Annotated in this window: 24 protein-coding genes; 17 read left to right on the forward strand and 7 right to left on the reverse strand. The window is 67.0% G+C overall.

What is annotated here, in order from left to right:
• Positions 1 to 57 precede the first annotated feature (57 nt).
• The 9 genes from J3476_RS16705 (at position 58) to rlmN (ending at position 9,686) form a co-directional block, all read left to right on the forward strand.
• Complete coding sequence (locus J3476_RS16705) at positions 58 to 1,233, forward strand: FtsX-like permease family protein (RefSeq protein WP_207067519.1); 1,176 nt, start codon at positions 58 to 60, stop codon at positions 1,231 to 1,233.
• Positions 1,233 to 1,796, forward strand: coding sequence for an ABC transporter permease (locus J3476_RS16710; RefSeq protein WP_207067520.1), 564 nt, complete (start codon positions 1,233 to 1,235; stop codon positions 1,794 to 1,796). The genes J3476_RS16705 and J3476_RS16710 overlap by 1 nt, the downstream gene beginning before the upstream one ends.
• A 3-nt stretch (positions 1,797 to 1,799) precedes the next feature.
• Positions 1,800 to 2,528, forward strand: coding sequence for an ABC transporter ATP-binding protein (locus J3476_RS16715; protein WP_207067521.1), 729 nt, complete (start codon positions 1,800 to 1,802; stop codon positions 2,526 to 2,528).
• A gap of 24 nt (positions 2,529 to 2,552) precedes the next feature.
• The gene (locus tag J3476_RS16720) at positions 2,553 to 4,094 is read left to right on the forward strand and encodes an APC family permease (RefSeq protein ID WP_207067522.1); all 1,542 of its coding nucleotides are present in this window, start codon (positions 2,553 to 2,555) and stop codon (positions 4,092 to 4,094) included.
• A complete protein-coding gene (locus tag J3476_RS16725) occupies positions 4,091 to 6,106 on the forward strand; it encodes a primary-amine oxidase (RefSeq protein WP_207067523.1) in 2,016 nt (671 codons plus the stop codon). Before J3476_RS16720 ends, J3476_RS16725 begins: the two co-directional genes overlap by 4 nt.
• A gap of 162 nt (positions 6,107 to 6,268) precedes the next feature.
• On the forward strand, positions 6,269 to 7,024 hold the full coding sequence (gene pyrH, locus J3476_RS16730; RefSeq protein ID WP_221360774.1) for a UMP kinase: 756 nt from the start codon (positions 6,269 to 6,271) through the stop codon (positions 7,022 to 7,024).
• A 76-nt stretch (positions 7,025 to 7,100) separates the two neighbouring features.
• Positions 7,101 to 7,658, forward strand: coding sequence for a ribosome recycling factor (gene frr / locus J3476_RS16735; RefSeq protein WP_163674123.1), 558 nt, complete (start codon positions 7,101 to 7,103; stop codon positions 7,656 to 7,658).
• A gap of 2 nt (positions 7,659 to 7,660) precedes the next feature.
• Positions 7,661 to 8,539, forward strand: a complete 879-nt coding sequence (locus tag J3476_RS16740) for a phosphatidate cytidylyltransferase (RefSeq protein WP_207067524.1) — start codon at positions 7,661 to 7,663, stop codon at positions 8,537 to 8,539.
• 52 nt (positions 8,540 to 8,591) lie between these two features.
• Positions 8,592 to 9,686 carry a 23S rRNA (adenine(2503)-C(2))-methyltransferase RlmN gene (gene rlmN / locus J3476_RS16745; RefSeq protein ID WP_207067525.1) on the forward strand — a complete coding sequence of 365 codons (1,095 nt, stop codon included), beginning with the start codon at positions 8,592 to 8,594 and terminating at the stop codon, positions 9,684 to 9,686.
• A 39-nt stretch (positions 9,687 to 9,725) separates the two neighbouring features.
• On the opposite strand, the gene J3476_RS16750 is transcribed toward rlmN, so the two are convergent.
• From J3476_RS16750 to J3476_RS16765, 4 genes are all read right to left on the reverse strand, one after another.
• Positions 9,726 to 12,746, reverse strand: coding sequence for a hypothetical protein (locus tag J3476_RS16750; protein WP_207067526.1), 3,021 nt, complete (start codon positions 12,744 to 12,746; stop codon positions 9,726 to 9,728).
• A gap of 367 nt (positions 12,747 to 13,113) precedes the next feature.
• The gene (locus tag J3476_RS16755; RefSeq protein WP_207067527.1) at positions 13,114 to 14,598 is read right to left on the reverse strand and encodes an aldehyde dehydrogenase family protein; all 1,485 of its coding nucleotides are present in this window, start codon (positions 14,596 to 14,598) and stop codon (positions 13,114 to 13,116) included.
• A gap of 65 nt (positions 14,599 to 14,663) precedes the next feature.
• On the reverse strand, positions 14,664 to 15,209 hold the full coding sequence (locus J3476_RS16760; protein ID WP_207067528.1) for a TetR/AcrR family transcriptional regulator: 546 nt from the start codon (positions 15,207 to 15,209) through the stop codon (positions 14,664 to 14,666).
• An 82-nt stretch (positions 15,210 to 15,291) separates the two neighbouring features.
• Positions 15,292 to 16,440 (reverse strand): phosphotransferase, encoded by a 1,149-nt coding sequence (locus J3476_RS16765; RefSeq protein WP_286183239.1) that lies wholly within the window; start codon positions 16,438 to 16,440, stop codon positions 15,292 to 15,294.
• 85 nt (positions 16,441 to 16,525) lie between these two features.
• On the opposite strand from J3476_RS16765, the gene J3476_RS16770 reads away from it, so the two are divergent.
• Positions 16,526 to 17,710, forward strand: a complete 1,185-nt coding sequence (locus J3476_RS16770) for a CaiB/BaiF CoA-transferase family protein (protein ID WP_207067530.1) — start codon at positions 16,526 to 16,528, stop codon at positions 17,708 to 17,710.
• Here the strand turns inward: J3476_RS16770 and J3476_RS16775 are convergent.
• Positions 17,707 to 18,282 carry a TetR/AcrR family transcriptional regulator gene (locus J3476_RS16775; RefSeq protein WP_207067531.1) on the reverse strand — a complete coding sequence of 192 codons (576 nt, stop codon included), beginning with the start codon at positions 18,280 to 18,282 and terminating at the stop codon, positions 17,707 to 17,709. The genes J3476_RS16770 and J3476_RS16775 overlap by 4 nt on opposite strands.
• 66 nt (positions 18,283 to 18,348) lie before the next feature.
• Between J3476_RS16775 and J3476_RS16780 the strand changes: the two genes are divergently transcribed.
• A complete protein-coding gene (locus tag J3476_RS16780) occupies positions 18,349 to 18,540 on the forward strand; it encodes a ferredoxin (protein WP_207067532.1) in 192 nt (63 codons plus the stop codon).
• 48 nt (positions 18,541 to 18,588) lie between these two features.
• Here J3476_RS16780 and J3476_RS16785 read toward each other — a convergent pair whose 3' ends face one another.
• Positions 18,589 to 19,431, reverse strand: a complete 843-nt coding sequence (locus J3476_RS16785; RefSeq protein ID WP_207067533.1) for a thioesterase family protein — start codon at positions 19,429 to 19,431, stop codon at positions 18,589 to 18,591.
• Between the two features lie 22 nt (positions 19,432 to 19,453).
• Positions 19,454 to 20,293, reverse strand: coding sequence for an SMP-30/gluconolactonase/LRE family protein (locus tag J3476_RS16790; RefSeq protein ID WP_207067534.1), 840 nt, complete (start codon positions 20,291 to 20,293; stop codon positions 19,454 to 19,456).
• Between the two features lie 138 nt (positions 20,294 to 20,431).
• Between J3476_RS16790 and J3476_RS16795 the strand changes: the two genes are divergently transcribed.
• Genes J3476_RS16795 through J3476_RS16820 form a run of 6 tightly spaced genes read left to right on the forward strand, consistent with a single transcriptional unit; the run spans position 20,432 to position 26,386 of the window.
• The gene (locus tag J3476_RS16795) at positions 20,432 to 21,136 is read left to right on the forward strand and encodes an NIPSNAP family protein (RefSeq protein ID WP_207067570.1); all 705 of its coding nucleotides are present in this window, start codon (positions 20,432 to 20,434) and stop codon (positions 21,134 to 21,136) included.
• Positions 21,137 to 21,141: 5 nt separating this feature from the next.
• Positions 21,142 to 22,362, forward strand: a complete 1,221-nt coding sequence (locus tag J3476_RS16800) for a cytochrome P450 (protein ID WP_207067535.1) — start codon at positions 21,142 to 21,144, stop codon at positions 22,360 to 22,362.
• 1 nt (position 22,363) lies between these two features.
• Positions 22,364 to 23,332 (forward strand): zinc-binding dehydrogenase, encoded by a 969-nt coding sequence (locus J3476_RS16805; protein ID WP_207067536.1) that lies wholly within the window; start codon positions 22,364 to 22,366, stop codon positions 23,330 to 23,332.
• A gap of 10 nt (positions 23,333 to 23,342) precedes the next feature.
• Positions 23,343 to 24,122, forward strand: coding sequence for an HpcH/HpaI aldolase/citrate lyase family protein (locus J3476_RS16810; protein WP_373889086.1), 780 nt, complete (start codon positions 23,343 to 23,345; stop codon positions 24,120 to 24,122).
• Positions 24,123 to 24,138: 16 nt separating this feature from the next.
• Positions 24,139 to 24,870, forward strand: a complete 732-nt coding sequence (locus J3476_RS16815) for an SDR family NAD(P)-dependent oxidoreductase (RefSeq protein WP_207067538.1) — start codon at positions 24,139 to 24,141, stop codon at positions 24,868 to 24,870.
• 7 nt (positions 24,871 to 24,877) lie between these two features.
• The gene (locus tag J3476_RS16820; protein WP_207067539.1) at positions 24,878 to 26,386 is read left to right on the forward strand and encodes an NAD(P)/FAD-dependent oxidoreductase; all 1,509 of its coding nucleotides are present in this window, start codon (positions 24,878 to 24,880) and stop codon (positions 26,384 to 26,386) included.
• Positions 26,387 to 26,388: the final 2 nt, after the last annotated feature.

Consider the following 26,388-nt stretch of genomic DNA (forward strand, 5'->3'; position numbering starts at 1 on the left):
CCCCTCGACACGTCGCACGGCCGTCGGTGAAACGTTGCCGTCTCACCATCGCTTCTTGTGGAGACCAGTCCGGTCGCAAACACGGCCCCGCACACACGATCGCCGCAGATCCCCACCGGCTCGCAGAACACGTTCGTCTGCCTGGTTCGGTTCGCTCTGGCCAACATTCGGCGCCGGCCGGAGCGCTTCGTGCTGTCAGTGGTGGGCATCGCGCTCGCGATCGCCTGTGTGACGGTCGTGCGGACGATCTCGGCAGGCTTCGCGATCACCGGTGCCGAATCGATCACCGATGTACTCGGCGGAGGTCAGCTGTGGGTGGTTCCGGCCGCCGGCACACACTTCGACCCGCAGGCGCAGGCCCTGATCGCCGCCGGCCCCGCCCCCGCGCTCACGGTGCCGGCAGGCTGGTCGGCCACCCGCACGCTGTCGGGCGTCGTCGAGGTCGACGGAGAGCCGGTGGCTGTTCAGGGCAGGGACGGGATCGCCGGTGGCGAAGCAATTCTGGGATCCGACCTGGCTGAACGGCTGGGGGTCGGGCGGGGTGACGACGTCACCGTGGGCACGCAGCCGTTGCGCGTCGTGGTGGCCGGGGACGGGCACTCGCTGACGGTGTCGACCGCGCTGGCCCGCTCACTGGTGGGAGACAACGGATGGTGGGTGGTGTCCGCTCCGCCGGGCCAGGAGAACCGACGCGACCTCGCCGCGACGTTCGGCGCTGCGGTGGGCCTGCCCTACAACGCGGATCCGGCCGTGCGACCCGATCCCGCAGGCGCCGGCATGATCTACGACACCGTGGGTGGGTCGGGGCCCTTGACCTTCGAGCAGAAGTTCTCGGCACTGTTCTCCGGCAAGGTCACCGGATCCACCCTCGGGTTGATCTCCATGATCGGACTGGTACTGGGGTTCGTGATCGCGGTCTCGTCGTTCCTGGCGGCGGTCACCGAGCGCAAGCGGGAGTTCGGCATCATGTCCAGCATCGGATTGGCCGACGAAGTGCTCTACTTCTTCCTCGTCGAATCGGCGATCGTGTTCCTGACGTCGTATGTCGTCGGCGTGATCGTAGCGGGTATCGCTGTCGCGCTGGTCATCCCCGGCATCGCCACGGTGACGGCGTGGCTGCAGGGAGCGGCGTTGACCGCCATGTTCCTGCCCGCGATGGCGATCGTCGGAGCGTTGGTGCCGGTACATCGTCTGCTGCAGCACCGGCCCGTCTCACTGTTGGGGGACCGCTAGTGATTCGCAAAGGCCTGTCCTACGGCTGGCTGTCCGCTCAGCGGCGGGCCAGGGAGATGATGCTGCCGGCGGTGACCACCGCGACCGGCGCGTTCCTGGTCGTGATCGTGTTCGGGATGGCCGACGGAATCCGCACCCAGTCAGCGGCTTTGGGGCATGCCGACGAGATCGGGCGTGCCGTGGTGTTGATCGCGGTGACCGTGTTGCTCGTCGGTGTCGCCGAGGTGGCCGTTGCGACCACCCGGACGGTCGCCCACCGGACCCGGGAACTCGGCGTCCTGGCTGCCAACGGCGTACCGCGGGCCCCGGTGGTGGCTGCACTGCTCGTCGAACCGGTGATCGCCGCCGCTGTCGGTGCCTTCGCCGGCGCGATCCTTGCGGTTCTGACCGGCGCGGGGCTCGGCGTCGCCGGCGTCGTGGCGACCGGCGTGTCCTACGGCGGCCTGGCGGTCGGCACCGCGATCGCGCTGGCGGTCAGCGTCGTGGCTGCGCTGGGCACCAGCGCCGTCCCGACGTGGAAGGCCGCCTCGCGCCCACCCATCCGTTCGCTGGCAGGAGGCTGACCTGTGACCACGCTCGACGAATCATCCGACACCACCGCCGAGGTCCCGGCCGGAGGGCAGACGCCGGTCATCGAGATCGCCGACGTCTGGAAGCTGCACAAGCTCGGCGACGAGGTGGTCAAGGCGCTCATCGCCGCCGAACTGACTGTCACGCCCGGAGAGTTCGTCTGCCTGATGGGTCCCAGCGGCAGCGGAAAGTCCACCCTGCTCAACATCATCGGGGGCCTCGACCGGCCGACCAAGGGCAGCGTCATGATCGCCGGCAAGGACACCGCCACGCTCACCGAGAGCCAGTACGCCGCGCTGCGCCACGACACCATCGGGTTCATCTTCCAGAGCTACAACCTGATCCCGTTCCTCTCGGCGGTGGAAAACGTCGAATTGCCGCTGATGTTCGAGCCCTTCGACCGTCAAGCATTGCGGCAGCGAGCGATCGAGTTGCTGGAACTCGTAGGGCTCGGACACCGGATCAACCACCAGCCCACCAAGATGTCGGGCGGCGAACAGCAGCGCACCGCGATCGCGCGCTCGCTGATCAGCAACCCCACCTTGGTGCTGGCCGACGAACCGACAGCCAACCTCGACCACCGCACGGGGGAAACGGTGGTGCGCATGCTGCGCGACCTGTGCTCGACCATGGGCGTCACCGTGGTCGCGAGCACCCACGACCCCACGGTGGCCGACGAAGCGAGCCGTGTCGTCCGGATGAAAGACGGACAGATCGTCAACTGATCCACTCTGTTGGAAGGCGAACCGATGACACAAGAACTGAGCGCTTCACCGCCTGCGGGATCGAGTCCCACTGGCGGCTCCGCCGAGCGTGACAAACTGATGACCACCGAGCTCGTCCCCGAACAGATCCTGCCGAAGGTGATGACCACGTTCGGGCTCACCGCGGCCTACGTCTTCATCATCTGCTGGATCACCGGCTCGTCGGTGCTGGCCGGCGGCGGCTGGACGGCGATCCCGATGTGGGTGCTGGGCATCCTGACGTTCCTGGTTCCGGCGGGTATGGCGGTGGTCGAACTCGGCAACCTGTGGCCGGGCCAAGGTGGTGTGTACATCTGGGCCACCCGGACCATGGGGGAGACGTGGGGTTTCATCGGCGGATATCTGTCGTGGGTACCGGTGATCCTCAACGCCGCTTCGTCGCCCGCGATCGTGCTGCAATTGCTGCTGTTGGCTTTTCACACCGAACTCGGGCTGACGACGAGCATCATCCTGCAGCTGGTGATCCTGTGGACGGTGATCGGTCTGGCGCTGGCCAAGCTGTCGGCGAGCCAGAAGATCATGAACGTGGTGTTTGTCGTCTACGGTGCGTTGACCCTGACGATCTTCATCGCCGGCCTGCTCTTCGCGGTGAACAACGGTTCGGCTACGCCGTTCAGCTGGGCTGAGGCGACCATCCCGAATTTCGCCGTGGCGGGCTTCCTCTACGGCACGGTGCTGCTCTATCTGCTGGGCGTGGAAACCCCGTACAACATGGGCGCGGAGTTCCTGTCGGTACGGAAGAGCGGACCGAAGATGATTCTCTGGGGGTCCGCCGCCCTGGTCGCGATCTACCTGTTGACCACACTGGGCACCATCATGGCGCTGCCCGTCGGTGAGATCGATCCGGTCACCGGCATCATCGGCATGCTCGACGTCGCGGGGTTCCCGGGCCTGATGGAAATCTGCGCGGTCGTGCTGGCGTTCATCGTGATCGTCGCGTTGATGACCTATCAGGTGGCCTACTCGCGGCTGATCTTCGTCTCCGGTCTGGAACGCCATCTGCCGCGGATCTTCACCCACCTCAACCCGCGCACCCGGAATCCGGTGTCCGCCATCCTGATCCAGGGTGTGATCTCCTCACTGATCCTGGTCGGACTGTACTCGCAGAGCAGCATGGCCAACGTGACGGTCTACCTGCAGGGCGGGTTGTCCACGGTGTGGTTGATCTCGGGCTTCTTCTTCCTGTTCCCGGTGATCATCGCCCGCAGAAAGTACGCGGATCGCTATGCCAACGAGCAGTTCTGGCGGATTCCGGGCGGAATGGCCGGCGTCTGGACCGCCGTGGTGGTCGGGACGCTGGGCACCATCGGCGGCATCTACTACTCGTTCGTGACGCCCTGGATCGACGTCCCCTCGAGCACCTGGATGACGTGGGTCGGTCTGATCAGCCTCGGCATGTTCGCGCTCGGCCTCATCGTCTACATCTTCGGCCGGCGCTCTGCGCACAAGACCTCCCAGGAGGACGCCCTGGCTCACCTCGCGGTGTTCGACCTCGGTACCGATGATGCAAAGGATTCCGCTCGATGACGATGGACAGCACCGCACTGCGCTCCGACGCGGCCGCCGGCCACACCGGCTACCCCCTGGACCCGCTGAACGGGGCGGAGATCGAGTCGGCCGCCGCGATCGTGGCGGCCAGTGAGTACGCCACCGAGACGTTGCGGTTCGTCATGATCCAGCTCGCAGAGCCGGAGAAGAACGCCGCGCTGACGTTCGAGGGAATGGCCGACATTCCCCGACGGGCGTTTCTGACGATGTACGACTCAGCGGCGAAGATGGTCTACGAGGCAACCGTCGACCTCGCCGCCCGGGTGGTCGACTCGTGGACCCCTGTCCCCGGCCGGTTCCCGTCCTATCTTGTCGAGCACATGACCGGTGTCGAGGAGAAGGTGCGGGCCGATCCGCGCTGGCAGGAGGCGATGCGCAAACGGGGGGTCACCGACTTCGATCTCGCGATGATCGATCCCTGGCCGGCGGGTTACTACGGCGCCCAGGACCACTACGACAACTCTGCGCTGATCTGCCGGCCGCTGACCTTCATGCGGGCTGCGCCGTCCGAGCACGGCTACGCCCGGCCGGTCGAGGGACTGATCGTGACATTCGATCTGGACGCCATGAAGGTCATCGACATCGAGGACCACGGCGTGGTGCCGTTGCCCCCCACCGCGGGCAACTACACCGAGCAGTTCATGTTCGACCCCAACAACCGGCCGGCGTTCACCGCCTTCCGAGACGACGTCAAGCCGATCGAGATCACCCAACCGGAGGGCCCCAGCTTCACGGTCAACGGGTGGCAGGTGCAGTGGCAGAAGTGGTCCATGCGGCTGGGTTTCAATCCGCGCGAGGGCATCACGCTCCACGAGGTGACCTACACCGACCGCGGCCAGACGCGACCCATCATGTATCGGGCGTCGCTGGCCGAGATGGTGGTGCCCTACGGGGACACCTCGCCGACGCACTGGAACAAGAACGTCTTCGACATGGGCGAGGTCGGGATGGGATTCTCAGCCAACCCGCTGACCCTCGGATGCGACTGCCTCGGCGAGATCCACTACTTCGACGGTACGGTCAACGACTCCGCGGGCAACGCGGTCACGATCCCGAACGCGATCTGCATGCACGAAGAGGACTACGGTATCTCGTGGAAGCACACCGACTTCCGGACCGAGGAGGTCGAGGTACGTCGGTCGCGCCGCCTGGTCATCTCGATGATCTGCACTGTGGGCAACTACGAGTACGGCTTCTTCTGGTACTTCTACAACGACGCGTCGGTCGAGGTCGAAGTCAAGCTGTCCGGTGTGCTGACCACCGGCGCGGTGCCCGACGGTGAAACTCCGCGATGGGGAAAGATGGTCGCGCCCAACATCTACGGACCCAACCATCAGCACTTCTTCAACTTCCGCCTCGACATGAGCGTCGACGGCCCGGGCAACAGCGTCTACGAAGTGGACTCGATTCCCGAACCCGATCCGGCTCTCAATCCGCACCGCAACGCATGGATCACCCAGGACACGCTGGTGGCCTCCGAAGCGCAGGGCGCGCGGGACTGGAACTGGCAGACCGGCCGGTACTGGAAGGTGGTCAACCCGGCGAAGCGCAACGAGCTCGGCCAACCCGTCGGGTACAAGCTGTTGCCCCGGGAGGTGGTGCCGGTGATGGTGCAGGAGGGCTCTTTCATCTACGACCGCGCCCGTTTCGTGCAGCACAATCTCTGGGTCACCAAGTACGACCAGAGCGAGCGATTCCCTGCGGGGGACTACATGTACCAGAGCGGCGAGGCCCAGGGGTTGCCGCAGTACATCGCCGACGACGCCGCGCTGGAGGACACCGACGTGGTGCTGTGGTACACCGTCGGCGCCCACCACGTGGTGCGGCCGGAGGACTGGCCGGTGATGCCGTGCGCCTACACCGGCTTCCATCTCAAGCCGGTCGGCTTCTTCGACGGCAATCCGGCATTGGACCTGCCGCCGTCGCCACCCAAGGCGTGCCACATGAATGCGGGCGGCTTGCCGGTGGCCGAGCGGGCCCGGGAGTCCTGACCGCCGCGCAGACTTGACCGCGGCGTGCCGCGCAGACCCGACCGCGGCGTGCCGCGCAGACCCGACCGCGGATTCTCGGCGGGGATGAGGCAGGATGTGGGTAGCCGTCCGCGGCACTGAAAAGGGGGCGGTGATCGCACGCGAGAACCGCAAAGGAGTCCGATGGCGGATCCCACCAGCCTCAACGGAGCCGGTGCGTCGGCGCTGATCCGACCCGCCTACCGTCGCGTGCTGCTCAAGCTGGGCGGTGAGATGTTCGGCGGCGGCGAAGTCGGCCTCGACCCCGACGTCGTCGCCCAGGTTGCTCGTCAGATCGCCGAGGTCGTCCGAAGCGGTGTCCAGGTCGCGGTGGTCATCGGCGGCGGGAACTTCTTCCGCGGCGCGCAGCTGCAGCAACGCGGCATGGAACGGACCCGCTCGGATTACATGGGCATGCTCGGCACCGTCATGAACAGCCTTGCGCTGCAGGATTTCCTCGAGAAGGAAGGCATCCAGACCCGGGTGCAGACCGCCATCACCATGGGGCAGGTCGCAGAACCGTACATCCCGCTGCGCGCGCAACGGCATCTCGAGAAAGGCCGGGTGGTCATCTTCGGGGCCGGGATGGGGCTGCCGTACTTCTCCACCGACACCACCGCGGCCCAGCGGGCCTTGGAGATCGGTGCCGACGTGGTCCTGATGGCCAAGGCGGTCGACGGAGTGTTCACCGCCGATCCGAAGGTGCATCCCGACGCCGAGTTGCTCACCGCCGTCAGTCACCGCGAGGTCATCGACCGCGGCCTCAAGGTCGCCGACGCCACGGCATTCAGCTTGTGTATGGACAACGGTATGCCGATCCTGGTGTTCAACCTGCTCACCGATGGCAATATCGCCCGTGCCGTCGCAGGTGAGAAGATCGGGACACTGGTCACCACTTGACAGGCGTGGCGGCGCGGTGAGCGACAGAGGAGGGCGAGGGCGCCCAGGTGAGTGACAGCGACGGGAGACGAGCACAGTGATCGACGAAACACTCTTCGATGCCGAGGAGAAGATGGAGAAGGCCGTGTCGGTGGCACGCGACGACCTGGCGTCGATCCGCACCGGCCGCGCCAACCCGGCGATGTTCAACCGCATCACGGTGGACTACTACGGCTCACCCACCCCGATCACGCAGCTCTCGAGCATCAACGTTCCCGAGGCCCGGCTGGTCGTCATCAAGCCCTACGAGGCCGGCCAGCTGCGCAATATCGAGGATTCGATCCGCAATTCCGACCTGGGCGTCAACCCGAGCAATGACGGCAACGTGATCAGAGTGGCGATTCCGCAGTTGACCGAGGAGCGTCGCCGCGACCTGGTCAAGCAGGCCAAAGCCAAGGGCGAGGACGCCAAGGTCTCGATCCGCAACATCCGGCGGAAGGCGATGGAGGAACTGGCGCGGATCAAGAAGGACGGTGACGCCGGCGAGGACGAGGTCACCCGGGCCGAGAAGGATCTGGACAAGACCACCCACCAGTACACCGCCCAGATCGACGACCTGGTCAAGCACAAAGAAGGCGAGTTGCTGGAGGTCTGAGAGTGACCGATCAGCAATCGACTCCAGTGGCAGAGCAGCCGAAGAACGAGCAGCAGACGAAGAAGTCGCGCGCTGGGCGCGACCTGCCCGCGGCGATCGCCGTCGGCGTCGTGCTGGGGGCGATGGCGATCGGCATCCTGCTGTTCGCGCCGATCTGGTGGCTGGTCCTGGTGGCCGTGGCCATCGCCATCGCGACCCATGAGGTCATCCGGCGGATGCGCGAACACGGGTACGCGCTTCCGGTCGTGCCTCTGCTGGTCGGCGGTCAGGCGATGATCTGGTTGACCTGGCCGTACGGCGCGGCGGGGCTCCTGGGCGCCTACGGCGGCACCGTGATCGTGTGCATGGTGTGGCGCCTGCTGGGCCAGGGGCTCGGCCAACCGCCGGTCAACTATCTCCGTGACATCGCTGCCGCGGTGCTGCTCGCCACGTGGGTGCCGATGTTCGCCGCGTTCTCGGCGCTGTTGATCTTCGCCGACGACGGCGGGGTCCGGGTCTTCACCGTCATCGTCACCGTGGTGTTCGCCGACATCGGTGGCTACGTCGCCGGGGTGCTGTTCGGCCGACATCTGATGGTCCCGGCGATCAGCCCGAAGAAGTCGTGGGAGGGGTTGGGCGGCTCGCTGCTGTTCGGTATCGGCGCTGCGGTGGTGACCGTCACGTTCCTGCTCGACAAGCCCGCCTGGGTCGGTGTTCCGCTCGGGTTGATGCTGGTGATCACCGGAGTTCTCGGCGATCTGGTCGAGTCGCAGGTCAAGCGTGACCTGGGGATCAAGGACATGGGGACGCTGCTGCCGGGCCACGGCGGGCTCATGGACCGCATCGATGCGATGCTGCCCTCGGCCGTCGCCGGCTGGGCCGTGCTGACCCTGCTGGCCTGACCCGGCGCAGCGGACCGCCCGCCACCGCGGGAGTGCGATACTGGACCACGTCATGTCGAAATCCCTGCCGCTCGTCTTCGACGCTCCCCGCCGCGCGATGCCGCCGCGGCACTTCGCCGACCTCGACGACGATGCCCGGGCCGCGGCGGTCGCCGAGCTGGGTTTGCCGGCGTTTCGTGGAAAACAGCTGGCCAACCAGTACTTCAACCGGCTCATCGCCGATCCCGCAGAGATGACGGATCTGCCTGCCGGAGTTCGCGACCAGCTGGGCGCGGCACTGTTCCCGCCGCTGCTCGAGCCACTGCGGGAGATCGAATGCGACGCTGGGGAGACCCGCAAGGTTCTGTGGCGCGCCGTCGACGCCACGACGTTCGAGTCGGTGCTGATGCGATACCCGGACCGCAACACGGTGTGTATCTCGTCGCAGGCGGGCTGCGGAATGGCCTGTCCGTTCTGCGCGACCGGGCAGGGTGGACTCAAGCGCAATCTGTCGACGGCCGAGATCCTCGAGCAGGTCCGCGCCGCCGGCGCCGAGCTGCGCCACCGCGACGCGCGCCTGTCGAACATCGTGTTCATGGGCATGGGGGAGCCGCTGGCCAACTACAGCCGGGTGCTGGCCGCGGTGCGGCGCATCATCGCGGCGCCGCCCGGCGGTTTCGGGATCTCCGCGCGGTCGGTGACGGTGTCCACGGTCGGGCTGGCACCGGCGATCCGCAAGCTCGCCGATGAGCGGCTCAACGTCACGCTGGCGTTGTCGCTGCATGCGCCTGACGACGAACTCCGCGACACGTTGGTGCCGGTCAACAACCGGTGGAAGGTCAGCGAGGTTCTCGACGCCGCGCGCTACTACGCCGACGTCACAGGTCGCCGGGTGTCCATCGAGTACGCGTTGATCCGCGACGTCAACGACCAGCCGTGGCGGGCCGACCTGCTGGGCAAGCGTCTGCACGGCGCGCTGGGGGCGCTCGCTCACGTCAATCTGATCCCGCTCAACCCCACCCCGGGCAGCGAATGGGACGCCAGTCCCAAACCCGTCGAACGCGAATTCGTCCGGCGGGTCCGCGAGCGGGGGGTGTCATGCACCGTGCGCGACACCCGCGGTCGCGAGATCGCGGCCGCGTGCGGGCAGCTCGCCGCTCAGGGCTAGCGTCTCACCGTCAGGCGTTCCGGCGTCGTGATGGACGCGTCAGCTCAACGGATAGTCCACCACGGTGGCCACCGGCCCCTGTGCCGCGAGGCCGGATGCCGCTTCGATCCACTGGCCGGTGACGATCATCGTCAGGTTGGGCAGATTCACCACGTAGTCGCCGTAGGTGCGTAGGTAGGGATCGCCGACGTAGATGGCGCCACCGTAGTCGGGAAGCAGATTCTGCACGACCGTGCTCGATTCCGAGTCTTTGACCTGGACCGAACTGTTGTACAGCACGGAGGCCTCGATCTCGAGCTGCAGTCCGACGAACACGCCCGCCTTCTCCTTGAGCTTGATTCCCCCGCCGGCTGCCCAGCTCGCCGATTCCGTCTTGGTGGTGGTGATGGTGTAGTAGTACGAGTTCGTCTGCGAGCCCCGATTGACTTGCTGCTGAACGGGTCCGGATGTCGGCGCGTTGTAGTACGTGTCGCCGGTGACGTTGACCCCGCATCCGCCGGGCATCGCATCGCCGTACGCCGGAGTGCACGCCACGTCGACCGCCGCGGACGCAAGATTCGGGTTGTTGGTGACGTCCATCCGCCCGGGCGTCGAGTACGGGTAGATCAGGTACATGATCCCGGTGTCCCGGTCTGCGTCGTCACCGATGCATCCCGCGGTCTGGCAGGTGACCAGAGGTGCGCTGCCTCCGTTGAAGACCTTGAGCTCCGCCTTGATGTCGATTCCCGTCGAGTTCGTCCACGTCACGTACGCTTCTTGGTCGACGAAGACGTTGTAGTCGACCTCGATGTCGATCCGCTCGAAGGGTTGCAGAACGAAGCCCCTGGTCGGGGAGTCGTCCTGTTCGTATTCGCCCGTGATGCTGCTCAGTGTCTGCGCGTACGGCGAGAGGTTGATGATCTGGATCGTCTGGGAGCTGATGGCTCGGCCGGCGAAGACGATATTCGGCAGAACTCGGAAGGCCTGCAGCTGATCCCGAACGTAGCCTCCGATGATGCCGAACAGCGACCTCGGTGTCGCAGCGGGCGCCGGGAGGGGCGCCGCGATGTCGGGCGTTGTCACAAAGCCCGCACCGGCCGTCTCCGGAGGCGTCGGTGTCGAATTCGAGTCGGGATACGGGTGCGGACCCGTCCCGATCTCCCAGTCCACGGTGGTGTAGGTGACCGCGACCGGGTTTCCGTTCTCGTCGACGACGCCCGACGGGGCCAGACTGACGTACTCGACGTCGGGAATCGTGATCGTGACACCCGAATTGGTCAGCGTCATGTCGACATAGTCGTGGTACTCCGGGTACTGCACGTAGATCTGTCCGTAGCTTCCCGGCGGCACATCCAGGTCCACCTGGGATTCGGTGGTGAAGCCGTCACTCCAGCTGTGGCCGTACTTCTGTTGCACCAACGCGCCGATTTCCGTCTGGAAATCCAACGGGCCGAGCGAGAAGTTCAATGAGGTGCCGGCGACGATCTTGAGGTTCTCCTCGACACCGCTGGTCTTGGTGACCTCGTGGACGACCTTGTACCTGTTGGTGGAGATCACCGTTCCGTCGTTGAACAGGCTGTTGCCGACCTGCTTGGGTGCGCTGAGCCGCACCTGCTCGTCGACGACGTCCTGAGTGCAGGTGCCTGACACCTTGCACAGCGCCGCGGCGACGAGTGCTTGGCCGACAGGGTCGGTGCTGTCGATGGTGACCACTGTGCCGGCCTCCGGCAGGAGCACCAACGTTTCGCGCAATGAGATGAGCGAGGGACCAGTGATGGATTCCGGGGTCTCGAAGATGACGGTCTGGATCAAGCCGTTCGTCGTCGTCGCGACAGCGCCGCCCGCCTCGACGTCGACGCTGACGGTCGTGGCACCGTCCGACCACGTCATCGTGCCCGCGTAGGTCCAGTCGTCGTCGTGGTAGCTGTTGCCCTGATAAAACGCCAGCTCGACCTGGCGGGCGTGGTCGAGGACGAACCCTTGCTGTGGGCCATAGGTCAGCGGAAGCTTGGTGTCGAGGTCGGACAGCGTCACTGCCCTGCCGGTCAGGTTGAGCACGGTGACTTCGTTGCGGACCCAGGGGAGATAGATCTCACCGGTCGGGTTGCAGACATCGTCCCGGCACGCGCCAGGGGGGACGGGGTCGGCGCGGGTCCCGAGGATGAGGCCGCCGAGCTCGGTCAGAAGGGTCCCGATGGGTTTCAGAAGGGTGCTGACGGCCAGCGCGAAGCGATCGACCCGCTGGTTCGCCGACGTAACTGGCAGGGGGGCGCCGGTGACGGAGACCGGTGTGCTGATCTGCGCACGTGCAGTGGTCATTTCGTTGCCCGGCACGGTCGGCGAAATCCCTTGCGCCGACATGCCCGCCGCGACCGCGGGCGTCGCCGCCGCAGCCAGGGTCTCGCTGTCCCGGAGTGTGCCCCGCGCGGTGCTCGGTGAAGGGTCTGGTGTGTCGTCCGCACCGTCGGAATTCGTAGGAGGCGGGGCGTCACGGCTCTGTACGGGGCCGGCGGCGCTCTCGTCGGTGGCTTGCTCGTTGCCGCTGCGATGCGGCGAATCAGCTACGTTCTCTTCACCTTCGGAGTGATCGGCGGAAGCGTTGGCGGGGTTGGTGTCACGCGGTGTGGCCGCCTCATCCGCACTCTCTGAGTCCGTATCGTTGTCCTCGTTGTCCTCGTTGTCCTCGTTGTCCTCGTTGTCCTCGTTGTCCTCGTTGTCCTCGTTGTCCTCGTTGTCCTCGTTGTCCTCGTTGTCCGGATCCGACGCCGACTCGTTGCCGTGCTGTGGAGCCGGGTCTCTCTCCGATTGGGATGACGTGTCGTCGTCGGTCGGTGAGATCGAACGGTCGGTATCGCCGCCGCCCGACGCGTCGCCCTGCCTGCTCGTCGACGTGTCCTTCGAGCTCGAGTCGGACGTCGACCGCGAACCGGCGCCGTCCTCGGCGTGAGCGGCGCCGGCTCCGGCCACCAGCGCCGCGCTCATCCCCAATGTGATCGCACCTGCGCCCAGCCAGGTGTACGGGGCGATGCGGGACCGTGCCCCCTTCTTGGCCGCAGTGCGCTTGTGGCTTCGAGCCGACATCGGGGACCTCTCCTCGTGAGGCACATCAGCAAAGCTGTGTGACGCCGCTGGGGCAGCTTTTTCTACCACAGCATGCCGTCGGGCGATAGTCGGGCACCAATCCGCGCGACAGTGCGATGGTGCCTCTTTCTCCCTTGTGCGACAGTGATTTAAGACGACACCAAAGTCGGCCTGCGGTGAGGTGGCGCCCATTGGTGATGGTGCGACTTCGCCGTCCTCAGGCCGACGCCTTGCGGTAACCTGAGCAAATATTGACGTTCATCTGGAGTTTGGGTTTCGTGACGTCGTGAGTAGCGGTGCGAAAGCAGAGCGCTGACTCGGGGCTCAGCTGATCACCTGACGCGTGGACGCTGGCCGACCACGTTCTTCACTCGGGCATGCCGATGGTCTTGGTTTCGAGGTATTCCTTGTAGCCTTCGTCGCCGTTGCGGTAGCCCAGCCCGCTTTGTTTGGTGCCGCCGAACGGGCTGCCGATGCCGAAGTGGCTCTTGCCGTTGATGGTGACGTTGCCGGTGCGCATGCGGCACGCGATCGCGAATGCGCGGTCGACGTCGGCGCTGCTGACCTCGCCGGACAGCCCGTAAATGGTGTTGTTGGCGATCGCCACGGCGTCGTCGTCGGTGTCATAACCGGTGACGGTGAGTACCGGGCCGAAGATCTCTTCCTGGGCGATCAGGGAGTCGGGGTCGACATCGGCGAGCAGGGTGGGCTGGGTGTAGTAGCCCACGGGCAGGTCGGGCGGGATGCCGCCGCCGGTGATCAGGCGCGCACCGGCGTCGAGGCCGCTGCGGATCAGCCCGAGCACTTTCTGGCGCTGGGTTTCGCTGATCTGGGGGCCTTGCATGGTGCCCGGCGTCCACGGGTCGCCGACCGGGAAGTTCTCCATCGTGGTCTTGAGGATCTCGATGCCTTCGTCGTAGCGGCTGCGCGGCAGCAGGATTCGGCTGGGCAGGATGCAGCTCTGGCCTGACATGACGCACGCCATCATCGCCGCCATCGGCAGCGCGGCGTTGAAGTCGGCGTCGTCGAGCACGATGTGGGCGCTCTTGCCGCCGAGTTCGAGCAGCGTCTTCTTCACCGTCGCAGCCCCGGCTGCCAGGATCGCGCGCCCGGTGGCGGTCGAGCCGGTGAAGGTGATCATGTCCACGCGCGGGTCGGCCGACAGCGCCGCGCCGACGTCGTTGGCGTTGGAGGTGACGACGTTGAACACTCCGGCGGGGATGTCGGTCTCGTCGGCGACGATGCGCCCGTATTCGCTGCCCGACCACGGGGTCAGCTGGGCGGGTTTGAGGACCACGGTGTTGCCGGCCATCAGCGCGGGCACGGTCTCGGCGATGTTGAGGTAGAGCGGCACGTTCCACGGGGTGATCGCACCGACCACTCCGACGGGTTCGTAGTGGATCTTGCGCCGGGCCGGTCCGAGCGGGGTGTCGTGGACGCCGTTGTCGATGAGATAGTCGAAGTTCTTGCCGTGCTCGGCCCAGTGGGTGACTTCGGCGATCGGGCTCTCGATCTGGCTGCCGGTGACCGCGACCGGGCAGCCGACCTCGGTGATCAGGATGCGGCGCAGCCGCTCTTTGTTGCGTTCCAGTGCCTGCGCCAGCTGCGTCAGGCAGTGGTAGCGAAAGTCCAGGTCACGCGACCAGTCGGTGGTGACGAACGCGCGTCGGGCCGCGCCGATCGCGCGTGCCATGTCCTCGATGGTGCCGTCGCTGGCCTGCCCGGCGACCTGCTCACTGGCCGGATGGAGGACATCGAAAGTGGCTCCGCCGGAGGTCAATTGCAGTTCACCGTCGATGAGCATGCGCTGTTCGCCGGCCAGCACACCGGTCTCGGTCTCAGCTGTCGTCATGACAGCTAGCTTTACAAGAAATCGCTCGAGTGTCACGCGTTCGTGACGATCGGGCGGGCGCGTGGTCAGCCGGTCTTGATGCCCACCGCGTGCCGCAACTGCGCCAGGAACTGGTCGTCATCGTCGCTGCGCACGATGTAGTGCGACACAGCCACGCGGATGGCTGTGGCCGCCTTGACGGCGCCGTTGGGGCCCGGAAGCAGTTTCTCCAGCTGGGCACGCATGTCCGGGATGATGTGTCCCAGCCGGGCGATCACGACCTCGGGCTCGATGTCGACGACCCGAACGCCGGAGTAGGAGCGCTGGTAGGCGACGATGAACTGCATCGCGGCATCGACGCGCTCGTTGCCCCGCAGTCCCGCGGTGGCTTTGGCGATGCCCGTTTCGAACATTTCCCGCTCGTAGATACCGAACGCCTCGAGCAAGGCCGCTTTGTCGGCGAACCACCGGTAGAGCGTGGGGCGCGACACCCCGGCCTGCAGGGCGACCTCGGACAGGCTGAGTTTGGTCTGGCCCTGGCGGCCCAGCACTTCGGCGGTCGCGGCCAGGATGCGGTTTCTCGTCGAGGTGTCCTCGGCGAGCTCGGGGCGTTCGGATGCTGGGTGGTTCACGTACCTGGCCTGTCTTACGGGTTCGAGAACGATCGTAAAGCCCCGCGTGGACACAGAGCGACGGCACGCCCGGCAATGTCGGTCACAATGACCTCCTGAGCAGCGCCACGGTCTCGAGCTCTGCCAACGCCGCCAGGCTGCGCTCGACGCCTTTGAGGGCGATGTCCTCGGCCTGCATTCCGCCCATCCCCGCCGTGATCAACGCGGCCACATACGGATACAGCGCACCCTGGCGGTAGCGATCCCACAGATCGTCTCGGTCGAGCTCCGGTCCGCCGCCGGCAGACAGCGCGCCCCGATAGACATCCAGCAGTTCGCGCTGGGTGGATTGGCGGTCCTCGGCCGTCATCGACGTCACCAACGTGTAAGCCAGTTCGCGGCTGGGGTGACCGCGACGCACGGCCTGCCAGTCCAGCAACCCGGCCCGCCCGGCGCGGAAGTACACGTTGCCCGGGTGGGCGTCACCGTGCATGACGGTGTGCGGCCCGCGGTCGACGAGTGCGGCCAAAGCGCGGTAGTGCTCGTTGATGAAGCGGCCACGCTCCAGCGGCAGTTCGGTGCGCTGCGCCATCCGTTGCGCGGAGGTCCTCAACAGCGGCGCGGTGAGCAGCGAGGCGCTGTCCGCCGACGCGGAGTACACCCAGCCCAGTGGACCGGTGCCGGCGGCCTGCGGCAGCCGACCCCAGAACGTCCGGTGCAGCCGGGCCAGCAGCTCGACCACCAGGGCAGCCCGGTCGGGATCGATCGGGTGCAGCGTGTCGGGAAACTCGCACGGCGGAGCGGAGGGGTCCGCCAGGTCTTCGAGCACGAGGACGAAGCGGCCCGTCCACGCGTCGAAGGCGGAACCGTACGAGGCCGGCACCCCGGTCAGCTCGGGAGCCAGCTGGCGGTAGAAACGGGTCTCGGTGTCGGCGAGGTTGCCGAGTTCGCCCATCAGCCGGGTGGCAACCGTCTCCGCCGCCATCTTGACGAACACGGACGCGGGGACATCGTCGCCGGTCAGCGCGAGCCTCGCCCGCGAGGAAGTCCCGGCATCTCCGCCGATCACCTCGACCGAAGCCACGGGCCGTCCGATCAGTCGCGACAACGCCGCCGCATCGAGATCGGCAACGGTGCGCGGCATCCGGCGCAGGCGCCCGATCGCCGCGTCGGCCCCGATCCGCCGGATACCGCGGCCCAGATGTGCTGCCAACCCGATGGCCGGAGACACCCGATCGTCGATGATGGACACCGCGGGCCTCCTAGGCTCGAGCTGCAGCTCACACAGAGTTACAAAGAGTCGGCTGTTTGTAAAGCGTTGAGAAGGGAAGTCGTGCATGGCGGGTCCGTTGGAGGGGCTGCGTGTCGTCGAGCTGGGAGTCTGGGTCGCCGGTCCGGCCGCCGGGGGGATCCTGGCGGACTGGGGAGCCGACGTCGTCAAGATCGAGCCGCCCGCCGGGGATCCGGCCCGGACGTTCGGCCGCATGCTGGGGATCCCGCCGCACGATCGCCAGCACGAGAGCCCGCCCTTCGAGATGGACAACCGCGGAAAGCGCAGCGTCGTACTGGACCTCACCACCGAGGGCGGCAGAACCAGCGCCCTGGACCTACTCGCTGATGCGGACGTGTTCATCACCAACATCCGCACCGGTGCATTGCGGCGCATCGGGTTGGATTTCGAGTCCCTGGCGACGGCCAATCCCCGGCTGATATACGGGTTGATCACCGGATACGGCAACGACGGGCCCGATGCCGACCGTCCTGCATACGATGTGGCCGCGTTCTGGGCGCGGGCGGGCCTGGCGCATCTGTTGACCCGCCCCGGGGACACCCCGCCCTTTCAGCGCGGCGGCATGGGAGACCATTCGGTCGGGATGACCCTCGCCGGGGCGGTCTGCGCCGCCCTCGTCGCCCGCACCCGGACGGGAGCCGGCCAGCTGGTCTCGACGTCGCTGTACCGCCAAGGCGCCTACACCGTGAGCTTCGACCTGACGACGTTTCTGATCAGCGGCCAGCCGATCGCGATCGGACAGCGCGAATCGATGGGCAACCCGTGCATGAACAACTACACCGCCGCGGACGGCCGCCGCTTCTGGCTGGTGGGGTTACAGGGTGACCGGCACTGGCCGGCGTTGTGCGCCGCCGTGGGCCGGCAGGAGTGGATGGTCGACGAACGCTATGCGACGGCCCGTGCCCGGGCCGCCAACGCGGCCGGGTTGATCGCCGAACTCGATGCCGTCTTCGCCGCCAAACCGCTCGATGAGTGGGCCGAGGCCTTCGGCGCGCAACCGGAGCTGTTCTGGTCGCCGATCAACTCGATGGAAGACGTGGTGGCTGACGAGCAGTTTCACGCCGGCGGCGGAATCGTGTACGTGCCCACCCCGGACGGCTCGAGCGTCCCGATGGTCGCCACGCCCGCCGACTTCTCCGCGACCCCCTGCGAGGTACGCGGGTGCGCACCCGCGCTGGGCGAGCACACCGACGACGTACTGGCCGACAAGCGCGCGAACCGCGCCCGCTAGCTGCACCGACCGTCGGCGCGGGGAACAGTGCGGCGTGGTGGCGGCGCGAATTCCGTGACGCATGCGGCATGCCGGAGCTGGGCAAGGAAGTCGGCGCTGTCATCGCTGTGAACCAGGTACTGCGAAATCGCCACTCGCACCGCTGTCGCGGCCGACAGTCCGGAGTCTGGCCCGGCGCACAGTCGCTGCAGTCGCTCACGCATCAACGGAATGATCCTGGCGACCCGCCTGATCACCTGGTCGGGTTCGACGTCGACCATCCGCAGACCCGGATAGGACAACTGGTACCTCACGATCACCTGCAGCGCGGCATCGAGTTTCTGCGCGGCGGGCACTGCGGCGGTGGCCTCGGCGCTGGCCCGCTCGTACAGATGGCGTTCCCACACCGCGAAATCGTCGAGCAGGACCTGCTTGTCGGCGAAATAGCGGTACAGCGTGGGGCGGGACACCTTCGCCTCGGTCGCGACATCCGACAGCGACAGCTTGGTGGTGCCGTTGCGCCCCAGCACCTCTGCGGTCGCGGCCAGGATCCGCTGGCGAGTCGAGCTGTGCTCGTCGGTGAGGTCCGACATTCACACACTTTACAAAATGATGCCGCAGTGTCACGCTGTTTCGGTGCAGGTCCACCGGGAGCGGTCGTGAGGATCGACGTCGATCTGTCCCGGTGTACGGGCCACGGTATCTGCGAGACGATCGCCGAGGACGTCTTCGAGGTCCAGGATGACGGGACGGTGGTCATCACCGGTGCCGAGCGGCCCGAATCCGACCGTGACCGGATGATCCGCGCGGTCACCCAGTGCCCGGCCGCCGCCCTTCGGCTGATCGACTGAACCGTTGCCGGGTGAGTGCACCGCCAGTCGCAATGAGGCGAAAAGCCGCTACGAGGGAGGCGCTTTCGCGGACGCCAGCCTCGGTGGACGGGGGCGGACGAGCACTGACTGCTGGATCGCGCCCACCGCTCCGCTTTCGTCGAACAGCGTGCCTGACGTCATCCCGACGCCGTCGGGGCCGTACCTGGTCTCGGCGCGGATGCCGATCCACTCGCCGTCGGGCACGCGGTGGATGTGCACCACCAGATCGGTGTTGAGGAAGGTCCACCGGCGGATGTCGAGTTTGGCACCGATGCCGTTGGCGTCGTCGGCGACCGCGAACAGCCGCTCGAGCGGAGTCATCGTCTCACCCTTGACCAGATCGACCTCGGGGCGCAGCCACGACTCGCCCGGTCCCTGGTTCAGGGGAGTGGTGAGCCAGCGCCAATCCAGGCTGTGCACGTAGTTGCGCTCCCAGTCTTTTCTCATGTCTCGGGTGCGGGCTTGCGACACGGGGCGCAGCGGCTCGACCGGGGCCTGGGCGACCGCGGCCGTGTCCAGAGTCTGCAGCCGCCAGCCGCTGGCCCGGGCAACCGGCCGTGGCGATCCGTCGGGCCCCGCAGCGAGCAGTTCGGCGCCGATCAGCTCGATCTGCGTTCCGGAGCGCTCGCGGGTGGCCCGCACCCACAGATCTCCGTCCGCCGGTACCGGGCCGAGCAGGTCGACCAGTACCCGGCTGAGCCGGGTGTCTTCGCGTGGGTCGCACCGCTGCAATGCGCGGACCAGCAGCGCGGACACCGGGGCGGCGTGCTGGATCGCGGCTGACCAGGTGGATCGAACCAGGTCGGTCGCCACGAAGTGCTCGCCGTAGCTGTCGGTGTCGTCGATCTTCACGTAATAGGAGTCGGGCATGCCGGAATCGGACATCGTGTCCTCAGCTGCACCCGGCGGCGGGCACGTCGACGGTCACCGCGTCCAACCTGGCCAGCTTCGTGCCGCGCAGCCGCTCGGGGTAGGCGTCGGTGGCGGACAGCAGAAACAGGGTGCGGCCGTCGGATCCGCCCAGCGTGCACGCGATGGCGGTGCGGTCGCCGATGTCGATCCGATCGCTGACCGAATATCCGGCCCCGGTGGGTACGATCCGCTCGAATCGGTGGGCGAGTGTCATCGCCGTCCACACCCCGCCCTTGTCGTCGACGCAGATGCCGTCCGGGGGGCCTGCCAACCCTTCGGCGAAAACCGTTCTTTCCGAGAGGCTTCCGTCGTCATCGATGGTGAACGCAGAGAGTCTGCGCGCCGTGGATTCAGCGACGATCAGCCTCGAATGGTCGCTGGTGATGGCCATGCCGTTGGGGAAGTCGAGATCGCGGGCCACGACGGTGGCGCGCCGGCCCGGCTCCCGGTCGGGGTCGATCCGCACGATCACCCCGCCCGATCGGGCCTGGGAGCCGACATAGGCACAGCCGTAGCGGTCGATGACCATGTCGCCGAGCGGGGCGGGCGCCAGATCCGTCACGTCGGCGACCAGCGCGACCGTGTCGCCGTCATAGCTCAGCACCTGCCGGTCGTCGGTGGACACGATCAGCAGGGTGCCGTCGGGCCGGAAGCCGAGCCCGGAGGGCGCGTGGCCCGGCAACTCCAGAGTGCTCATCTCGCCGTGCAGGGTCACCGTGTGCACGGCCTCGCCGAGCATGTCCGAGAACCACACGAGTCCCTCGAACCATCGCGGACCCTCACCGAAGCAGAACCCTGAGGCAAGCGGGGCGGGCTTCATCGCGGCGGCTCCAGCGTCGAGCCAAACCCTACTTTACAAAACACCTCACAAGTGTCACGCTCGCTGGGTGCAGCTGTCAACCCGCCATGGGACACCCACGGGCGAAGGGACGTCTCCGATGGGGATTGCGCCGTGGCCATGAAGACCTACCACCGCCACACCCTGCTCTACCTGCACGAGACCATCGATCTCGGGTCCGGCGGCAGCGAGCGCTTCGTCGCGGAGTTCGACGACGTCTATCACCCGATGATGGGCGAACTCGGGGCCCGGCTGTTCGCCCTGTGGGAAACCACCCCCTACAACGGGCACTGGCCGCAGGTCACGGTCATCTGGGAGATCGACTCGTTCGCCGACTACGCCCGCATCGGTCGTGCCCAGACCCGCGGTGGCAGCCATGCCGCGGCATCGGCGCGGTGGTCGATGTTCCTGCGCGACAGCGGCGCTCGCGGGGAAGGGCGGATCATGTACGCGGGGCGCAGCAACCGGACGTTGGCGCAGCTCCAGGCCGACAACGTCACAGCGGGCCTGGTGATCCAGGAGATCATGCAGACCAAGCCGGGTCGGCAGGACGACTACATCCGCGAACTGGAACGGCTCTACGTTCCGTGGTCGGAATCGACCGGCAAAAGGTGGTTGGGCTCGTTCATCACGACCTTTCGGTTCAACGAGGTGATCCACTACTGGGCGCTGGAAGGGGACTGGAACTGTTTCGAGAATCACTACCCGTCGTGGAAAGAGCACCCGCCCGCCGAGATCGTCACCTGGATGAGCGTCGCGCCCGCGCTGCGTGACGGGTGGGAGGACTCCATTCTGGCCGCGCTGCCTCCGTCCCCGCTGCGATGACTCCGATGCAGACCGTCGGGGAATACGACCCGTTCGACCCAGCGGTGATGGCCGATCCGATGCCCTACTACCGGTGGCTTCGTGACCACGATCCCGTTCGCTACCTGCAGAGGTGGGACACCTACGCGCTGTCGCGGTTCGCCGACATCTGGAACGTGCTGGAGATCAACGACGGAACGTTCGTCGCGTCCGAGGGAACCCTGCCTGCCGCGACGGTGCTGGCTAGCCACAACGCCGGGCCGGTGCCCGATCCGCCGTTGCACCCCATGCCGTTTCACGCCAACTTCGACGCACCCCTCTACGACGAGGTGCGCCGCTGTACCGCCGCACCGTTTCGGCCCAAGTCCGTCGGCAAGCTCGCCGAGCGGATCCGGGAACTGGCCAACGCCCGCCTCGATGAGTTGCTGCCGCTCGGACGATTCGACCTCACTCAGGATTACGGCGGAATCGTCTCGGCCTCGGTGGTCTGTGAGCTGCTCGGGCTGCCCACCGAACTGGCCGCCGGCGTGCTCGCCACCGTCAATGCGGGAAGCCTGGCCCAGCCCGGCCAGGGAGTCGAGGTGGCGCAGGCGCGACCCGGCTACCTGGATTATCTGACGCCGGTGGTGGCGCACCGGCGTGCGGCCACCGACACAGGCGCGTTGCCGATCGTGGACAACCTGCTGGCCTATCGGCTGCCCGACGGATCTGCGCTGACGGACGACGAGGCCGCCGTGCAGTTACTCGGAGTGTTCATCGGGGGTACCGAAACCGTACCCAAGATCGTCGCGCACGGACTGTGGGAGCTGTCGCGGCACCCGGCCCAGTTGGCCACGGTGCGTTCGGACCTCGACGCCAACGTGCCGGTCGCACGCGAGGAGATGATCCGGTTCTGCGCCCCGGCGCAGTGGTTCGCCCGAACTCTGCGCCGGCCGTTCACCTTGCACGACACCACGATGAGGCCGGGTCAGCGGATCATTTCGCTGCTGGGCTCGGCCGGCCGGGACGAACGCGAATATCCCGAACCGGACAGCTTCATCTGGGACCGCCCGATCCCGCGGCTGCTGGCCTTCGGGCGCGGTCAGCACTTCTGTCTGGGTGCGCACCTCGCGCGCCTGGAGATCACCACTTTGGTGACCGAATGGCTCAGGCGGGTACCCGATTTCGCGATCGACGAGGCGGCGGCAGCGCGGCCACCGTCGAGCTTCCAGTGGGGTTGGAACAGTCTCCCCGTCGAGGTCTGCTGACATGTGGTCGTATCGGTTGGTGGCGCCGTACACCTTCGAACGCTCCGAGGTGCCTGCCCGCTCGCCGGAATCCCTGGGAGACGGGCAGGTGCTCCTGCGTTTTCTGGCCGCCGGCATCTGCGGCAGTGACCTGCCCGGATTCCGGGGCACGCAAGGAAGGGTCCCGGGCGACACCGGCCGATGTGCCGCCGAGAAAGAGGGCTTCCCGATCCACGAGGTGGTCGGTGAGGTGCTGGCCAGTCGCCACCCCGAACATCACGCCGGGGACCGGGTGGTCGGTTGGGCCTCGGGGTTCGACGGGCTGATGGAACAGGTCGTCGCCGACGGAGACGGACTGGCGTCCTACCACCGGTCCCTGCGCCCGGAACATGCCGTAGCCCTGCAGCCCTTGGCCTGTGTGCTCTATGCCGTCGAACAGTTGCCCGACCTGACCGGGCGGCACGTGGCGGTCCTCGGTCAGGGGTCGATCGGGCTGCTGTTCTCCTACGTCGCCAAGGCGGCCGGGGCTGCACAGGTCACCGGTGTCGATCCGGTCGACCGCACCGACATCGGCCCGGTCTTCGGCGTGGACACCGTGGTGCGCGCACCCAGCGACCGCTGGGTGTGTCACCTGCCCGCGCACGCCAAACCCGACATCGTCATCGAAGCGGTGGGCCATCAGGTCGCGACTCTGTCGCATGCGATCGAGGCCGCCGCGCCCGGTGGCACCGTCTTCTACTTCGGTGTCCCCGACGACGACTGCTATCCGGTGAGCATGCGCACCATGTTGCGCAACAACCTCACGCTGAAGTCCGGGGTGACGTTGCAACGCCGACGAGTGCTGGGCAAGGCCGACGAGTTCGTGCGGGCACATACCGGGCTGCTCGACAGCTATGTCACCCACACGTTCGGCGTCGACCAGGTTCAGGCTGCTTTCGACCTGGCCTGCCGCCCGGTCCCCGGCCGGGCCAAGATCGCGATCGTGGCCTGACATGACCGAGATGACCCCACTCGCCGCCGCACTCGCCGCCCAACGCCAGGTGTGGGGTGGCTGGGTGGTGGGTCCCACGACCGCCGGTCCGCAGGCCTTCGCCCAGACCGGTTACGACTACGTCGGATTCGACATCCAGCACGGTTACCTCAGCGACGCCGACGTGGCCGTCCTGCTGCGCGGCCTCGAACACGTGGGCATCGGCACCGTGGTGCGGATGGCGTCACCTGCGGCGGCGCCCATCGGGCGGGTGCTCGACGCGGGCGCCGATGGGGTGATCGTCCCGATGGTCGAAACTGCCCAGCAGGCCGCCGAAGCGGTGGCCGCCACCCGGTACGCCCCGCGGGGTGTGCGTAGTTTCGGTCCGCTGCGCACCGATCTCGGTGTCGACCCGGGCGTGCTGCAGGCGAGGGTCTCGGTGTTCGCGATGGTCGAGACCGCTGCCGGTGCCGCCGCCATCGACGAGATCTGTGCGGTCGAGGGCCTGACCGGCATCTACCTCGGGCCTGCGGACCTGGCGATCTCACAGGGTTACGCCCCAGATCAGGCCCGTACCCAGCCACAGGTCCGGGAGGCCATGGCGGCGATCCATCACGCCGCCACCGCAGCGGGTCTGGTCAGTGGCGTACACGCCGGCAGTGGTTCGTTCGGAAAACAGCTGGCGGAAGAGGGGTTCCGAATGATCACGCTGGCGTCGGAATCGCAGGCGCTGCGCCGCGGAGCCGCCGCGCATCTGGCCGAGGCCACCGACCGGGCATCGGAGCGCAACTCCGGCAACGCCTATCAGTAGAGGTGGCGAGGGGAACATGGTAGATCGTCGTGTCGCGCTGGTCACCGGGGCGGCCCGGGGTCAAGGCGCCGCGATCGCGGCCAGGTTGGTGGCCGACGGCTTCTGCGTGGCCGCCTGCGATCGACTCGTCGGCGAGGTGCAGGCCACCGCCGACGCTTTGGACCCGCGACGGGCGTTGGCCGTTCCACTGGACGTCACCTCCGCCGAACAGTGGCAGACGGCGGTGGCCACCACCGTGGCACGGTTCGGTGCGTTGACCACATTGGTGAACAACGCCGGGGTGTTGCATCGCGCCGCGCTCAGCGAGGAGTCCCCGGCCGCATTCGAGGGGAGCTGGCGGGTCAACTGTCTGGGTCCGTTCCTCGGCATCCAGGCTGCGCTGCCGCATCTGCGCGAGGCCGACGGCGCCTCCGTCGTCAACACCTGCAGCACCGGTGCGATCCGGCCGTTCCCCAATCACAGCGCCTACGGATCCTCGAAATGGGCCCTGCGCGGTCTCACACAGGTCGCTGCCGTCGAACTCGCTGCGGAGGGTATCCGCGTCAACGCAGTCTTCCCGGGCCCGGTGGACACTCCGATGCTGGACGACGCCACCCAGGCCCGACTGGCCGCACACGCGCTGATGGGCCGCATCGGCCGACCGGTGGACATCGCCGATGCGGTGGCCTTTCTGGTCTCCGAGCACGCCTCGTTCATCACCGGATCAGAACTCACCGTCGACGGTGGGCAGAGCCTGCAGATTGGATGACGACCGTATGGCGAAGAATCTGTCCATAGGCATCATCGGCGCCGGTCCCGGCGGCATGGCGCTGGGAATTTTCCTGCGCAAGGCCGGCTTCGACGACTTCACCATCTTCGACCGCGAGGACGGCGTCGGCGGAACGTGGCGCATCAACACCTATCCGGGCCTGGCCTGCGACGTGAAATCACACCTCTACTCGTACTCGTTCGACCTCAACGCACAATGGTCGCGGATGTGGTCCGGGCAAGCCGAGATCCTGCAGTACTTCGAGCGGTGCGCGCACCGTCACGGGTTGGCCGACCATCTGGTGCTGAACACCGAGATCGTCTCTGCACGCTGGGAGTCCGATGACCACACCTGGCGGCTGCAGACGTCGACCGGTGAGCAGCACACCTTCGACGTCGTCGTTTCGGCGGTCGGGATGTTCACCCGGCCGGTGATGCCCGATCTGGTCGAGGAGGAGCCGTTCACCGGCACCATCATGCACACCGCCCGCTGGGATCACTCGGTCGATCTGCACGGAGCCAGGGTCGCGGTTCTGGGTACGGGATCGACCGCGGCGCAACTGGTGCCCGAGGTCGCCAGACAGGCGGCCCAGGTCTACTCGGTGCAGCGGTCGCCGACGTGGGTGCTCCCCAAACCCGACCGGGCGTACACCGCGCGCGAGAAATGGCTGTTCGCCCACGTTCCGCTGGCGAAGAAGATCTACCGCGCCCGCTTGTGGCTGCGCAGCGAATCCAACATTGCCGTCATCGAGAACGGCAGCGACAAGACCCAGGAGTTCCGGGACGTCGCCCTGCGCACACTGGAAACCGCTGTCGCCGATGAGGACCTGCGGCGCCGGCTGACCCCGGAGCATCCGTTCGGCTGCAAGCGCCTCGTGTTCGCCACCGACTACCTGCAGACGCTCGCCCAACCCCATGTCAGCGTCGTCTCCAGTCCCGCCCGCGCCTTGCGGGCGAGATCGCTGGTGACCGAGGACGGTGCCGAATTGGGCGTCGACGTCGTGCTGTGCGCGACGGGATACGCCGCCGCGGACTACCTGGGACAACTCGAGGTCCGCGGAGCCGACGGAGCGGCGCTGAGTCACCTCTGGCGTAACGGGGCGTTCGCCTACCTGGGCATGGCGGTTCCCGGTTTCCCCAATTTCTTCATGCTCTACGGACCCAACACCAACGTCGGGTCCAACAGCGTCATCTTCATGCTCGAAGCCCAGGCGCGGTACCTGGTGCGTGCGCTGAAACACCTGCGCCGCACGAACTCCAGCTACATCGAAGTGCGCGCCGACGTGGTGACGAGGTTCCTGGCGAGGATCGACACATGGATGCAGGGCACCGTGTGGCTGACTCGGTGCAGCAACTACTTTCGGGCCGCCAACGGCCGCGTCGTCACCCAATGGCCGCGCAGCGCGCGCGATTTCTGGCTCCGGACGAGGTGGTTTCGTCCCGCCGACTACACCTTCGAGGCACCCGCAGCCCGTCCCGTCATCGAGGTGGGCGCCCAGAGCACGGGACAGAGGTAGCT

The sequence above is a fragment of the Mycobacterium sp. PO1 genome, assembly GCF_017312405.1.
Lineage (GTDB): Bacteria > Actinomycetota > Actinomycetes > Mycobacteriales > Mycobacteriaceae > Mycobacterium.